Source organism: Streptomyces sp. NPDC048664 (assembly GCF_040650555.1).
In the GTDB taxonomy this organism is placed as follows: domain Bacteria; phylum Actinomycetota; class Actinomycetes; order Streptomycetales; family Streptomycetaceae; genus Streptomyces.
In genome coordinates this window covers 56,282-68,991 of record NZ_JBEZHK010000025.1, presented here as the reverse complement: position 1 = coordinate 68,991, position 12,710 = coordinate 56,282, and the positions used below count along the sequence as shown (strand labels likewise).

Here is a 12,710-nt window from a genome sequence, read left to right as displayed (position 1 = left end):
CGATTAGTCAGTGGGAGTTCGTGAACCGGTACTGCAGTTCGACGACCTCGGGCTTGCCGTTCGGGGTCATCTTCGCCAGGCCCGCGCCCTGGAACTCGTTCGTCATCACCTTGTGCGGGCCCGGGTTGAAGACGGCTTCCTCGGGGCTGGGGTTGATGTCGAATCCGCTCATGTACTTCGGCTTGAGCAGCTTCTCCTTGGTGTGGGCGGTCGGGAAGCCGGCGAGCACGCCACCGCCCGCGACCTGCAGCGCGTAGCCGGCGGGGTGCGCCGCGGGCTTGCCGAAGAAGTTCTGGTCGACGTAGTTCTTCAGGTTGCCGTTCTCGCGCTCGGCGTGGACCTTGACCGACTCCTTGGTGAAGTCGTTGGCCACGAACGCCCTCGCCGCCTTCTTCGTGCCGCCCGACTCGTAGAAGTCCTCGTAGACGGAACCCAGTTCGGACGGGGACAGAGCGCCCACCTTCCGCGACTGGTCGGCGACCTGCGCGAAGCCGTACCTGTCCACGGCGATCTTGGGAAGCGGCTGCTTCTTGGGCGTGTAGAACGACATCGTCAGCTTGTAGGCGCCGTCGACCTTGTCGAAGAACAGCAGCGCGTCGTAGGCGTGGTCGGTGCTGGCCGTGGCCGTGACCGCGAACCAGGAGGCGGTGCCGGCGCGCGGGATGTAGTAGGCGCGCTTGCCGTAGACGAAGCTGCCGCCGAACCCCTTCTTCTCCTTGGCCGTCCAGGTCGGGTACAGCTTGTAGTCCGAGCGGTCCATCTCGTAGCGCTGCCCGGCCTCGACGGTGGCCTCGATCTTCTCGCTCCGCGCCGTGTTGGCCCGGTTGTTGGCCTTCTCGTAGGTGTCGACCACGGTCTTGGCGGCCGCCTGCGTGATCACCCCCCTGGGGGCGGGGCCCTTGCCCGTCTCGGTGCCGTCGGCCGCGCTGTCGGTGCCCGGGAGGGGACCGCAGGCGCTCAGGGTGAGGGCCGCGCCGGCCCCGAGCGCGAGCAGGGCGGTTCTGCGGGCGCGCACGGCGGCGCGCGCGGTGGTGCGTATCACGGGGTGTTCTCCTCAAAGCGGTGCCGGCAACGAGAGGGGGAGCGGGCGTCGTTCAGGCCCGGACGGGAAGGGTGAGGCGGTGCGGACGTGCCGCGCGGTCAGGAGGGGACCGGCCGTTCCAGGGGCTTCTTGTAGAACCCGCGCATGACCTCCACCGCGGCGGGCTTCTGCCCGGCCGGGATGACGAAGGCCGGGCAGACCTTCTCGGACGTCCCCTTCGCGACGACCTTGCCGGTGTCCTGGTCGGGGCAGGCGGGCCACGTGGCGGATCCCGTCATCACGATCGGCGCGCGGGTGCGCTGCCCGCCCTTGGTCCGCACGACCAGGTCATCGTCCATGCTGTCCCGCTGTCGTTCGCCCCCGTCCCGGCCCCGCCGGTGCATCCGCTCGCCGTCGTCACGAGCGCCACCACACCGGGCGACACCGGCACCAGCCGCGTCCAAGTGCGCCTGATGATCACTATGTCTCGAACTCCCCGGTTCTGCTTGTGGGTCGATGTTGTGGCGCTCAGTCTAGGGCGGCCGTTCACCGTTTGCGATCACATAGAACCGGTCACCAACGGTCACGGGGCCACCACCGTTCGCCGCACGATCGTGTCGCCCAAATCTCTTTCCACGTAGGCTTGTTCGCGTGTCCGACGAGTGCTTCGGCGTGCCGCGCCTGGCCGCGATACAGGACCGGCTCGACCCCGTTCGCGACGACCTCGACGTGTACGTCCGCATAGCCGTCGAGGAGTTCGGCGCGCGCGAGGTGCTGGACATCGGCTGCGGAACCGGCGTCTTCGCGCTGCTGCTGGCCGATCGCGGCGTCGGGGTCGTCGGCGTCGAACCGGCCCGGGCCTCCCTCGACGTCGCCCGCGGCAAGCCGGGCGGCGGGCGCGTGCGCTGGATCCACGGCGACGCGACGACCCTCCCGCCGCTGCGGGTCGACCTGGCGACCATGACCGCGAACGTCGCCCAGGCCATCACCGACCCGCGGGACTGGGCGGCGACCCTGCGGGGCGCCCACGCGGCGCTACGGCCGGGCGGCCGCCTGGTGTTCGAGACCCGGGACCCCGCCCGGCGCGCCTGGGAGGAGTGGACCCGCGAGGCCTCGTACCGCGTGACACGGATCCCACGGGGCGGCGCGGTGGAGAGCGTGGAGAGCTGGGTCGAGGTGCTCGACGTGAGCGAGCCGCTGGTGACCTTCCGCTGGACGTACGTGTTCGCCTCGGACGGACGAACCCTGACCTCGGACTCCACGCTGCGCTTCCGCGAACGGCAGCAGATCGAGACCGACTTGGCCGCGCGGGGCTACGCGCTGGAGGACGTACGGGAGGCCCCCGACCGCCCGGGCCGCGAACTCGTCTTCGTCGCCAGGCGCCCCTGAATCCCGGTGCGCGAAGGCCCCTCGCCGCTCGGGGTCCGGGCGTCGCCCGCCGACCCGGCCGGCCCCTGCCGATCAGATGTGGAGCTCGGGCGGGAAGCCGGTCCAGCGCAGTTCCGGGGGCAGGTGGCGCACGTCGTTGAAGCAGAGCACGCAGGACGGCCTCCCGGGTGCGTACCGGATGACCGTCAGCGCCGCGTTGCCGTGGTTGAGGCCCATCCAGCGCCAGTCGGGCGCGTCGAGCGCGGCGCGGACCAGCCAGCCGACGAGGAAGTTGTGGGTGACGACCAGTTCGTGGCGAGGCTCGTCGCCCTCGACCGGGCCCGTGAACAGGGCGAGTGCCTGACGGGCCAGCACCGGACCGCGTGCGCGCTCCTCCGGCGAGGCCTGGGCGAGGAAGGCGAGTAGCGAGTCGGCTGCGTCCGCCGGTAGTTCCTCCCTCGCCGGGACGTACGGGACGTAGTCGCCGGCCGCCTCCGACCGGCGCAGGGGGACGTCGGCGGCACCGCGTCGCGCGCCGATCAGCCGGGCCGTCTGCTCCGCCCGGGGCAGCGGGCCGTGGTGGATCGCCGACAGCGGGACGTCCCGGAGCCGCTCGCCGAGCAGCTCGGCCTGACGCCGCCCCCTGTCGGTCAGGGTCGTCTCGTCCGCCGAGGCCTCGGCATGGCGGGCGAGATAGAGGTAGCGAGCGGCGGTGTCCGTCATGTCCCCCGACTTCCGTCGATGTGATCCCTGAGCGTGTACACGACGGATGACGCCGTGCTCCTCGCCCCGGTTCCCCGGGACGAGCGCGCGGCCGGTCGCTGACGGTCCGTCACTGGCCTTCCACCAACGTGAGGGCCCTACGGTCGGCGGCCATGGCATCACCGGGCACCACCGAGTCCACGACCCTCCCCTCCTCACGCCCCGTCCTCCCCCGCCCCTACCTGTACTGGCTCGCGGGGACCCGGGCCTCCGCGGCCGGGGACGCGGCCCTCTCCTTCGCCCTGGGCTGGGCGGCCGGCGCCCACGGCGGTCAGGCGGCGGCGCTGGTCCTGACCGCGATCACCCTGCCGCGCACCGTGCTCCTGCTGCTGGGCGGGGCCGTGGGTGACCGCGTCGGCGCCTGGCGCGTGATGATCACCGGCGACCTCACGATGCTCGTGGCCGTCCTCGCCCTGGCCGTGGCGGCTCGGCACTGGGGGACACCGCCATGGCTGCTGCTCGGGTGCGCGGCCGTGGTCGGGACCGTCGACGCCTTCTACCTGCCGGCGATCGGATCCATGCCGCGCCGTCTGGTGCCCGAGGACCAGCTGCCCCGGGCCCTGGCACTGGGGCAGGCCGGCGGCCAGATCGCCGGCCTGCTCGGCGCCCCGTTGGGAGCGGTGCTGGTCGCGACGGCGGGCCTGAGCGGAGCGGCCCTGGTGGACGCGGGGAGCTTCGCCGTCGTCCTGGCCGTCCTGCTGCGGGTGCGCCCGACGACCGCGACGGCACGGCGGCCTCCCGCCGCCGCTCACCGGGAGAGCCTGTTCGCCGGCATCGCGGGCGGGGTGCGGCTCGCGGCGACGGATCCCGTCCTGCGCGCCGCGCTGCTGCTGACGGCGGCGGCCGCGGCGGGGCTGCTGCCCGCGGCCTCCCTGCTCGGCCCGCTGCTGGCCCGAGCGGCCGGCTGGGGGCCGGGGACGGCGGGCCTGGTCGCCGCGGGGCAAGGGGCCGGGATCCTCCTGGCGACGCTGCTCGCCGCCCGCCGGGGGCCCCTGCGCCGGATCGGCGTGGGCGCGAGCCTGGGCCTGGCGCTCGCGGCGGCGGGACTCGCCGGACTCGCGACGTCCCCGACCGCCATGGCGGCCGTCGCCGCCGCGGCGGTCACCGGCGCGGGGTCGGGCATGTTCGCGTGCCACCTGGGCCCGCTGATCCTGGCCGGTGCCCCCGACACCCACCTGGCCCGAGTCCAGTCGCTGCTGACACTCGTCCAGAGCGCGGCCCTGGTGGTGGCGAACAACGTGCTGGGCCGACTCACGAACACGGCCGGCGCCAGAACCGCACTCGCCCTGTGCGCCGCCCTCGGCTGCGCCGCCGCGCTCACCGCACTGGCCTCACCGACCCTTCGTCGCCTGAGCCCGCCACGACGACGCGCCGCGTCGCCACGTCCTACGCACCCGGGTCCCAGGCGCTGAGCCGATCGAAGGGTGCCGTCGGCGGAGAGCGAAAGGCGCCAGGAGCGGCCCTCGGAGGCGTGGAAGACGATGGCGGCGGGCTTGTGCGGCCAGGCACTTGTTGTCGCGACGCAGGTGGACAGGAACTCCTCTTCACCGCGCTCCGCCCATCGGACAGCGATCTTCCCAGCCGCCCCACCGGCGGACCCTCACCACCGTCGACCGTGCCAGAGACGTCTGAGGGCTTCGCGTTCGGTTCGGGGGAAGTGTTCACCCCACTTGCCTCGGTAGCCGCTCCCGCCGTAGGCCTGTGCGACCTCGTCGAAGCAGCGGATCACGGCGCGAGCGAGTTCGTGGATGCCGAGCTGACCCGACCAGATCTCGGTTCCCTTGCTGCCCCCTCGCTCACCTTCTGCGAGAGCTGAGCGTCACGCCGACGGCCCGGTGAGTTTGGCGGCCACGGCGTCGAGGACCCAGTCCAGGCCGATTGCGAAGGATGTGTGGGCGTCCACGTCCGTGCCGTCGTACACGGCCTTGGACAGTGCCGGGAAGCGGCCCGTGGCCAACATGCGCGTCACATGCGGGCCGTGGACGCGCTGCCAGTCGTACTTGGACAGGCCCGTGGTGCGCTCAGCCCGCAGGTTTGCGATCTCGCGCCTGATCGCGCCGATGAAGTAGGCGCTGACGGTCTCCACGGCGCGCATGACGGTGTCGACGTCGGCGAGGCCGTCGAACGCGGCCAGCGTGGTCTCGGTCACGGCGAGGCCGTTCGGGCCCAGGGTCGGGCGACCGCCGAGCAGGTCGGCCAGCCATTCGTGACGGAGGGCGGCTTGCCTGGTGCGCTGGGCGAGGACGCGCAGCGCCTCCCGCCAGTCACCGGGCTGCTCCTCGGGGAGGATCTCGGCCTGGACCTCATCCACCATCAGGTCGAACAGCTCCTCCTTGGTGGAGATGTACCTGTACAGCCGCATCGGGCCGGCGTCCAGACGAGCCGCGACCTTGCGCACCGACACCGCCTCCAGCCCGCCCTCGTCGGCCAGCGCGATGGCGGCGGCGACAATCCGCTCCCGGTCGAGCGGCACGGGGCGAGTCGGCGGCTCCGGCCGGTCCCAGACAGTCATGCTCTCACCGTACCGTTGCGATACACTGTATGCGAGCAATACAGTGTATCGACATGAGACATCGCATCGCAGTGGTCGGGAGCGGTCCTGCCGGCCTCACCTTCGCCCGCGTCCTGCACCGCCATGACCACCCCGTCACCGTCCTCGAACGCGATCCCGCCCCCGACACCCGCCCCCCGGGCGGCACGCTGGACCTGCAGGAAGGGCTGGGCCAGCTCGCTCTGGACAAGGCGGGGCTGCTGGCGGAGTTCCAGGCGCTGTCCCGTCCGGAGGGGCAGGCCATGCGCATCCTGGACACGGCAGGGACCGTCCTGCGCGACTGGCAACCCCGTCCGGATGACCGGGCCAATCCCGAGATCGACCGCGGACAACTCCGCGACCTGCTGCTCGGCCCTCTCGACGTCCAGTGGGGTCAGGGCGTAACGCAGGTGGTGCCGGGGACCCGGGACGGCGTACTGGTCCACTTCGCGGACGGGCGGCAGGAGGCGTTCGACCTCGTGGTCGGCGCGGATGGTGCCTGGTCCCGGACCCGCCCGGCAGTCTCGTCGGTGACACCGCACTACACCGGCGTCACCCATGTCGAGACCTCCCTTGACGACGTCGACACCCGCCACCCCGACCTCGCCCGACTGGTCGGCGACGGTTCCATGGCTGTGTACGGCGAGAACCGAGCTCTCGTCGCCCAGCGCAACAGCGGCGGCCACGTCAAGGTGTACGCCCAGTTCCGCGCGCCGCTGGACTGGCACACGAAGCTGGACCTGGCCGACGTCGAGGCCGTGCGATCGAGCCTGCTGGCCCTGTTCGACGGCTGGGCCGCTCCCGTCCTCGAACTCCTCCGCCACGGCACCGCCTTCGTCCACCGCCCGCTTTACGTACTGCCCGTGTCCCACACCTGGACCCACGTCCCCGGGGTGACGCTGCTCGGCGACGCCGCCCACCTGATGCCCCCCTTGGGGGCGGGCGCGAACCTCGCGATGTTGGAAGGCGCCGAACTCGCCGAGTCCATCGCCACCGGCCCTGAGGATCTGGACGAGGTCGTCCGCGCCTTCGAGGAGCAGATGTGGGCACGGGCCGGCAGGTGGGCGAAGATCACGACGGCCGGTCTGGAACGCCTCGTGAGCCCGGACCCCGCCGAAGCCCTCGCACTCTTCGACCAGGTCCAGCCGTCCTGACCGCCGAGCGCGAGGACGCCGGCACCAACGGCTCGCCACTGCTTCACGGGGGCCGCCGTCCCTTCCGGCGGAACCACCGTCAGGCGAACGCACGGACGTCAGCACCGAACGCGACCCTCAATCGCTACCGCCACTGGTCCGATCCTCCGAAGAGCCCGGGGTCGCCGTCGAACTCCACGGAGACGCACTTTTGCAAGCGAGGTGCTTGCAAAAGTTAGCGAAGGGTGGCACGGTGGAGCCATGGCATCGCTCAACGTCGGCAATCTCGGTGAGTACCTGCGCGAGCAGCGGCGCAACGCCCAGCTCTCGCTCAGGCAGCTCGCCGACGCCGCCGGGGTGTCCAATCCGTATCTGAGCCAGATCGAGCGCGGGCTGCGCAAGCCGAGCGCGGAGGTGCTGCAGCAGGTCGCCAAGGCGCTGCGCATCTCCGCCGAGACGCTGTACGTGCGTGCCGGCATCCTCGACGCCGAGCGGGACCGGGACGAGGTGGAGACGCGTGCCGTCATCCTCGCCGATCCCACGCTCAACGAGGGTCAGAAGCAGGTCCTGCTCCAGGTCTACGAGTCGTTCCGCAAGGAGAACGGCTTCGAGATCGCAGGGGCTCAGCAGGCGGATGACGTGCAGGACACCGCGAACCCCGGCCCCCGCACGGCCGGAGACGGCGACGGCGATGCCGGTCCGCGGCGGAGCGCCGGCTGACCGGGAGCCGGGATGACCGGACGACCGGGCCGAGCGCACCGCGCGGCGTGACCGACAAGAGCAGGCGCACCAACCAAAACCCTCACCCGAAAGCCGAACCGGGAGGACCGTTTCCCATGGCCATGACCGACGATCTGCGCAAGACCCTCAGCGACCCGACCCCGCTCTACTTCGCCGCCGGCACGGCTGACCTGGCCCTTCAGCAGGCCCGGAAGGTGCCCGGTCTGGTGGAGCAGCTGCGCGCCGAGGCCCCGGCCCGTATCGACGCCGTGCGCAACACCGACCCGAAGGCCGTCCAGGAGAAGGCCACCGCCCGCGCCAAGGAGGCCGGGGCCCGCGTCAAGGAGACGCAGGTGACTCTTCAGACGAAGGTCAACGAGTTCATCAACGGACTCGACTCGGACCTGAAGAAGTTCGGCAGCAACCTCGACGCCGACATCAAGAAGTTCGGTGAGAGCGCTCAGGACCTGGCCCTGCGGGGCGTGGGTGTCGCCGCCGAGTACGTGGTCAAGGCCCGCGAGACCTACGAGAAGGTCGCCGAGCACGGCGAGCAGGCCGTGAAGACCTGGCGCGGCGAGGCCGCGGAGGAGATCGAGGAGTTCGCCGTCGCCGTCGAGGGCAAGGCCGAGCCCGTCGTGGTCAGCGACGAGCCGAAGCCGTCCGAGGCCAGGGCCGAGTCGGCCCCGGCCAGGAAGCCCGTGGCGAAGAAGGCCCCGGCTCCCAAGAAGCCCGCGGCCAAGCGCACCACGCCGCCGGCCAAGTGAGAAACGCCTGACGGCGCACGAAGGGGACGGGCCGGGCACTCTTGGGGTGTCCGGCCCGTTGTTACGGATAGACGGTGACCACGGGCGGGTACGGTGACCGTACAGAGGACTAGATCCAGGTGGTGGGCTTCGTGCTGATGACGGCATTCGGCGGCGTCATGTCGCTGCTCTACCTGGCCATGCTGGTGCTGGCCGTGGTGGCGCTGGCCATGGCCGTGCTGTACCGGGACGACGCGTACCGGGCGGCGGACAAGCAGAACAAGGGGTTCTGGCTGATCATCCTGGGCATCGCGGTCGCGGTGAACCTGCTGGTGCCGATGCTCTTCCTGCAGCTCGCGGGCCTGGTCGCCAGCATCGTCTTCTTCGTGGACGTCAGGCCCGCCCTCAAGCAGGTGTCGGGTGGCGGCTTCGGCCGTCGCCGCCGGGGCAGCAGCAGCGACGGGCCGTACGGCCCCTACAACGGCGGCCGATGACGGTCGCGCCCGGCGCACCACGACCACCGCGCCGGGCGATGACGACGGCGACGGCGACGGGCGACTGCGGGTGAGCCGGGCGGCCCCGCGGGAAACGCGGCCGCGCACTGGGGCGGCGGACCGCGCGTCCCGCTCCGGACGCGCGGCTCAGGGGTCCCGGAGCGCGTGCCTCAGCGGTCCAGGAGGACGACCGCGACGTCGTCCGCCAGCTCACCGCCGTTGAGGTCGCGCACCTCGCTGACCGTCGCGCGCAGCAGTTCCTCGCCGGTCAGGCCTTCGGCCAGCCGGCGCCGGACCAGCTGCACCATGCCGTCCTGACCCAGACGCTCCCGGCCCTCGCCGATGTGGCCCTCGATGAGGCCGTCCGTGTAGAGCATCAGGCTCCACGCGGGGCCCAGCTCCACCTGGGTGCGCGGCCAGCGGGCGTTCGGCAGCAGACCCAGCGCCGGGCCGTTGTTGTCGTGCGGCAGCAGTTCCGCCAGGGGCGGGGCCCCCGCCGTGCGGGCGAGCCCGGGGGAGCGGGGGAGTCCGCGGCGGGCTACCAGCGGGGCCGGATGGCCGGCCAGGCACAGCCCGGCCCGCCGTCCGTCCGCCGCGATGTCCACGGTGCACAGCGTCGCGAAGATCTCGTCGTTGGCCCGCTCGTGCTCCAGGACCTGCTGCAGCGTGGAGAGCAGCTCGTCACCGCACAGGCCCGCCAGGGTCAGGGCGCGCCAGGCGATGCGCAGCTCCACGCCGAGCGCGGCCTCGTCCGGGCCATGGCCGCAGACGTCGCCGATCATCGCGTGCACGGTGCCGTCGGGGGTGCGGACCGTGTCGTAGAAGTCTCCGCCGAGCAGTGCGCGGGAGCGCCCCGGGCGGTACTGGGCCGCGAAGCGCAGCGAGGAGCCGTCCAGCAGCGGGTTGGGCAGCAGGCCCCGTTCCAGCCGGGCGTTCTCCTGGGCGCGCAGCCGGGACTCGGTCAGCCGTCGCTCGGCCGTGTCGGAACGCTTGCGCTCGACCGCGTACCGGATCGCGCGGCTCAGCAGTCGTCCGTCCAGCTCCTCACGGAAGAGGTAGTCCTGGGCGCCGACGCGTACGGCCTCGGTGCCGCGCTCGGCGTCACCGGAGGCGGTGAGCGCGAGAACGGCGTGGCGGGGCGCGATCCGCAGCACGTGCCGCAGCACGGCGAGCTCGTCGTCCTGCGCGGTGGCCCGGCCGGGGGCGGGCAGCGCGAGGTCCAGCAGGATGCAGTGGACGTCGTCGGTGAGCAGCCGCTCGGCCTCCGTCAGGTTGCGTGCGGTGCGCAGCCTGATGGGGCGACCCGCCGCGTCGAGCAGCTCGGGCACGATCGGCGAGGCCGTCGGGTCGTCCTCGATCACCAGCAGGGTGAGCGTGTCCGACGGGGTCTTGTTCGTCTTGTTGCGGGCGGACTGTGTCAGGGCGGTCTGCGGTGCGGGCGGGGACTCGGTTCGAGCCTGACCACACTCCGCAGCCGGGATCGCCCTCGGCCGCGGTACGGGTACGGGCATCGTCTTCGTTCCTTCCCTCCCCCCGAGGGCATGGCGGGGCAAGGGACCTCGACCCACCGACGGGGACCATAGCGGGTGGCGCGGGGGCAGCGGAATGCCTGTGCGGCGGTACGGGGCAACCTGCCGATGTCATATGCCGCATCCGTAACGCAGTTGGGCGGGGCGGACTCCGCCCGGGATGACGAACGTCACGTGGGCCCCCGGACCGCCGCCCCGTCCCGCGTGCGCACCGTCACGTGGCACCGGTCACGCGAGCGTCGCGCCCTGCGCCACCCGGGCCCGCGCCGCCCCGCCCGGGCCTGGCACGGGTTCTGGCCTGGTGCCTATGAGGCGTCGTCCAGCGTCCCGGTGAACTCGGCGATCACGAGACCACCGTCAGCACGATCTTGCCCTGGATGTGGCCCTGCGCGGCCCGCGTGTGTGCGCTGACCGCTTCGGGCAGCGGGTAGGTGCTGTCCACCCCGACCTGGAGCGTGCCCTCATCGAACAGGCGCCCGATCTCGGCGAGCTGGGTGCCGTTGGAACGCACCTGGATGTTCGAGACCGTGACGCCCAGACGCGCCGTCTCCTCCGGGTCGTACTGGGCGAAGAACACCGGAAGCATGGTGCCTCCGCGCTTGAGCACGGTCAGGAAGCGTGAGCTGTCCGGTCCACCGACGGTGTCGATCACCAGGTCGACGCCGCTGACCACGTCCGCGGCCCGCGTCGTGGTGTAGTCGATGAACTCGTCGGCGCCGAGCTTGCGCAGGAACCGCTCGTGCCGACCCGAGGCCACCGCGATGACATGTGCCCCCTTCCACTTCGCCAGCTGCACCGCGAAGTGGCCCACCCCACCGGCCGCCCCGTTGACCAGCACGGTCATCCCCGGCGTGATCGGCACCGGCTGGTGCACCTGGCCCGTGAAAGGAGACGGCACGTCGTGGCCGAGATCGACCAGGAACTGCCAGGCCGTGAGCACGGCCATCGGCGCCCCGGCCGCCTGCACGTGGTCGATACCGGCCGGCTTGTGCGCCAGGTCGGAAGCCGGTGCGGCCACGTACTCGGCGTACGTCCGGCCGTCGAATCCGGGGAACCGCAGCATGCCGAAGACCTCGTCACCGACGGCGAACCCCGGCACGTCCGGTGCGACGGCCTGGACCACGCCCGACATGTCCGTTCCGGGGACCAGGGGGAACTCCAGCACCGGCCTCATCTCGGCCGGCATGACCTTCATCCCCTCACGCAGGTACCAGTCCGGCGGGTTGACGCCCGCCGCGTGCACCCGGACGAGCACCTCGCCCGGGCCGATCTCGGGAACCGGCACCTCGTCGTACCGCAGAACGTCGGGCCCGCCCGTTTCGTGGAACTGGATCGCCTTCATCGCGCCTGTCGCTTTCTCGGGGAAACGTTGCTCCTTCAGTCAAGGCCCGGGACCGCAGGGCCGTCCAAGACCGGTTCGACAACCCGATCATGCTGAAACGGCATGACGATGCGTACGCTCGAAGGGTGAACGATCTCGGACAGGACCTGGAACTGCGGCTGGTGCGCTACTTCACCGTGGTGGCGGCGCACCAGCACTTCGGCCGGGCAGCCGCCGACCTGCACGTGGCCCAGCCGGCGCTGAGCCGCCAGATCCAACGTCTCGAGAAGTATCTCGGCGCACGTTTGCTGGACCGCACACCCCGGGGCACCCGGCTCACTCCGGCCGGCCAGATGTTCCTCCCCCGGGCCCAGGCCCTGCTGGAGGCCGCCCGGCAGGCCGAGCTGGTCGTGCGGGAGACGGTCGAGACCGAACGCATCACCATCGGCTACGTGGAAGACCTGGTGATCACTGCCGCCGTACGGGAACTGCGCCGCCGTCACCCGGACGCCGAGATCACCACCCGGCATCTGAGCTGCCGCGACGTCGGGGAACTGTCCGACAAGCGCGTCGACGCCCTGATCGCGCGGGCCCCGCTGCCGCTCGTCGGCGACGACGTGTTCACCACCCCGCTGTACGAGGAGCCCCGGATGCTCGTGGTCCCACGCGACCATCCCCTGGCCGACCGCGCGTCGGTGACCGCGGAAGAACTGGCCGGCGAGGAGGCGGCGCCGTGCGCGTTCGAGACCGCGGACTGGACGTCCTACCGGTTCCTCGGTACCGGCCTGCCGCCGATCGAGAGCTACGACGACAAGCTCGAACTCGTCGCGAGTGGCGAGGCGATCGCCGTGCTACCGGTCGGTGATCGGCGTAGCTCACTGCGTCCCCACCTCGTCACCGTCCCGATCGAGGGTGCTCCCCCCAGCCAGGTCGTCCTGGTCAGCCGCAAGGGCGACCCGAATCCGATGATCAGGAACCTCCGGCGGGCGGCCGAGGCCGTCCTGACCGCCCCGGCAGCCTGACCGGAACCAGCCGACCCGCCTGGCGCTGAACCGAACCGGCTGTGCCTGGGCTTTCGCCCGGCCCGGG

13 protein-coding genes are annotated in these 12,710 nt (G+C 71.8%); 7 read left to right on the top strand and 6 right to left on the bottom strand.

Annotated elements, in window-relative coordinates; translation table 11 throughout:
* Positions 1-7 precede the first annotated feature (7 nt).
* The gene (locus AB0C59_RS24945; protein WP_363008185.1) at positions 8-1,042 is read right to left on the bottom strand and encodes a hypothetical protein; all 1,035 of its coding nucleotides are present in this window, start codon (positions 1,040-1,042) and stop codon (positions 8-10) included.
* Between the two features lie 98 nt (positions 1,043-1,140).
* Positions 1,141-1,380, bottom strand: coding sequence for a hypothetical protein (locus AB0C59_RS24940; RefSeq protein ID WP_363008183.1), 240 nt, complete (start codon positions 1,378-1,380; stop codon positions 1,141-1,143).
* A 292-nt stretch (positions 1,381-1,672) separates the two neighbouring features.
* On the opposite strand from AB0C59_RS24940, the gene AB0C59_RS24935 reads away from it, so the two are divergent.
* Positions 1,673-2,410 carry a class I SAM-dependent methyltransferase gene (locus AB0C59_RS24935; protein ID WP_363008181.1) on the top strand — a complete coding sequence of 246 codons (738 nt, stop codon included), beginning with the start codon at positions 1,673-1,675 and terminating at the stop codon, positions 2,408-2,410.
* A gap of 72 nt (positions 2,411-2,482) precedes the next feature.
* Here AB0C59_RS24935 and AB0C59_RS24930 read toward each other — a convergent pair whose 3' ends face one another.
* Entirely contained in the window at positions 2,483-3,112 is a 630-nt protein-coding gene (locus AB0C59_RS24930) for a histidine phosphatase family protein (protein WP_363008179.1), read from the bottom strand.
* Between the two features lie 152 nt (positions 3,113-3,264).
* Between AB0C59_RS24930 and AB0C59_RS24925 the strand changes: the two genes are divergently transcribed.
* Entirely contained in the window at positions 3,265-4,563 is a 1,299-nt protein-coding gene (locus AB0C59_RS24925; protein WP_363008177.1) for an MFS transporter, read from the top strand.
* 407 nt (positions 4,564-4,970) lie between these two features.
* On the opposite strand, the gene AB0C59_RS24920 is transcribed toward AB0C59_RS24925, so the two are convergent.
* Positions 4,971-5,663, bottom strand: a complete 693-nt coding sequence (locus AB0C59_RS24920) for a TetR/AcrR family transcriptional regulator C-terminal domain-containing protein (protein WP_363008175.1) — start codon at positions 5,661-5,663, stop codon at positions 4,971-4,973.
* 53 nt (positions 5,664-5,716) lie between these two features.
* Between AB0C59_RS24920 and AB0C59_RS24915 the strand changes: the two genes are divergently transcribed.
* The 4 genes from AB0C59_RS24915 (at position 5,717) to AB0C59_RS24900 (ending at position 8,771) form a co-directional block, all read left to right on the top strand.
* Complete coding sequence (locus AB0C59_RS24915; RefSeq protein ID WP_363008173.1) at positions 5,717-6,835, top strand: NAD(P)/FAD-dependent oxidoreductase; 1,119 nt, start codon at positions 5,717-5,719, stop codon at positions 6,833-6,835.
* Between the two features lie 240 nt (positions 6,836-7,075).
* Entirely contained in the window at positions 7,076-7,534 is a 459-nt protein-coding gene (locus tag AB0C59_RS24910) for a helix-turn-helix transcriptional regulator (RefSeq protein WP_363008171.1), read from the top strand.
* A gap of 116 nt (positions 7,535-7,650) precedes the next feature.
* The gene (locus tag AB0C59_RS24905) at positions 7,651-8,298 is read left to right on the top strand and encodes a hypothetical protein (RefSeq protein WP_363008169.1); all 648 of its coding nucleotides are present in this window, start codon (positions 7,651-7,653) and stop codon (positions 8,296-8,298) included.
* Positions 8,299-8,429: 131 nt separating this feature from the next.
* Positions 8,430-8,771, top strand: coding sequence for a DUF2516 family protein (locus AB0C59_RS24900; protein ID WP_363008167.1), 342 nt, complete (start codon positions 8,430-8,432; stop codon positions 8,769-8,771).
* 170 nt (positions 8,772-8,941) lie between these two features.
* Here the strand turns inward: AB0C59_RS24900 and AB0C59_RS24895 are convergent, their stop codons facing one another.
* Together AB0C59_RS24895 and AB0C59_RS24890 are read right to left on the bottom strand one after the other, a co-directional pair.
* The gene (locus AB0C59_RS24895) at positions 8,942-10,282 is read right to left on the bottom strand and encodes a fused response regulator/phosphatase (protein WP_363008165.1); all 1,341 of its coding nucleotides are present in this window, start codon (positions 10,280-10,282) and stop codon (positions 8,942-8,944) included.
* Positions 10,283-10,643: 361 nt separating this feature from the next.
* Positions 10,644-11,642, bottom strand: coding sequence for an NADP-dependent oxidoreductase (locus tag AB0C59_RS24890; RefSeq protein WP_363008163.1), 999 nt, complete (start codon positions 11,640-11,642; stop codon positions 10,644-10,646).
* A gap of 125 nt (positions 11,643-11,767) precedes the next feature.
* Here AB0C59_RS24890 and AB0C59_RS24885 point away from each other — a divergent pair, with 125 nt between their 5' ends.
* Positions 11,768-12,643 (top strand): LysR family transcriptional regulator, encoded by an 876-nt coding sequence (locus AB0C59_RS24885; protein WP_363008161.1) that lies wholly within the window; start codon positions 11,768-11,770, stop codon positions 12,641-12,643.
* Positions 12,644-12,710 lie beyond the last annotated feature (67 nt).

Bases quoted from the DNA above. Each gene is read 5' to 3' on its own strand.
- AB0C59_RS24940 (WP_363008183.1), bottom strand. From the start codon at position 1,380: ATGGACGATGACCTGGTCGTGCGGACCAAGGGCGGGCAGCGCACCCGC.
- AB0C59_RS24930 (WP_363008179.1), bottom strand. From the start codon at position 3,112: ATGACGGACACCGCCGCTCGCTACCTCTATCTCGCCCGCCATGCCGAG.
- AB0C59_RS24925 (WP_363008177.1), top strand. From the start codon at position 3,265: ATGGCATCACCGGGCACCACCGAGTCCACGACCCTCCCCTCCTCACGC.
- AB0C59_RS24920 (WP_363008175.1), bottom strand. From the start codon at position 5,663: ATGACTGTCTGGGACCGGCCGGAGCCGCCGACTCGCCCCGTGCCGCTC.
- AB0C59_RS24915 (WP_363008173.1), top strand. From the start codon at position 5,717: ATGAGACATCGCATCGCAGTGGTCGGGAGCGGTCCTGCCGGCCTCACC.
- AB0C59_RS24910 (WP_363008171.1), top strand. From the start codon at position 7,076: ATGGCATCGCTCAACGTCGGCAATCTCGGTGAGTACCTGCGCGAGCAG.
- AB0C59_RS24905 (WP_363008169.1), top strand. From the start codon at position 7,651: ATGGCCATGACCGACGATCTGCGCAAGACCCTCAGCGACCCGACCCCG.
- AB0C59_RS24895 (WP_363008165.1), bottom strand. From the start codon at position 10,282: ATGCCCGTACCCGTACCGCGGCCGAGGGCGATCCCGGCTGCGGAGTGT.
- AB0C59_RS24890 (WP_363008163.1), bottom strand. From the start codon at position 11,642: ATGAAGGCGATCCAGTTCCACGAAACGGGCGGGCCCGACGTTCTGCGG.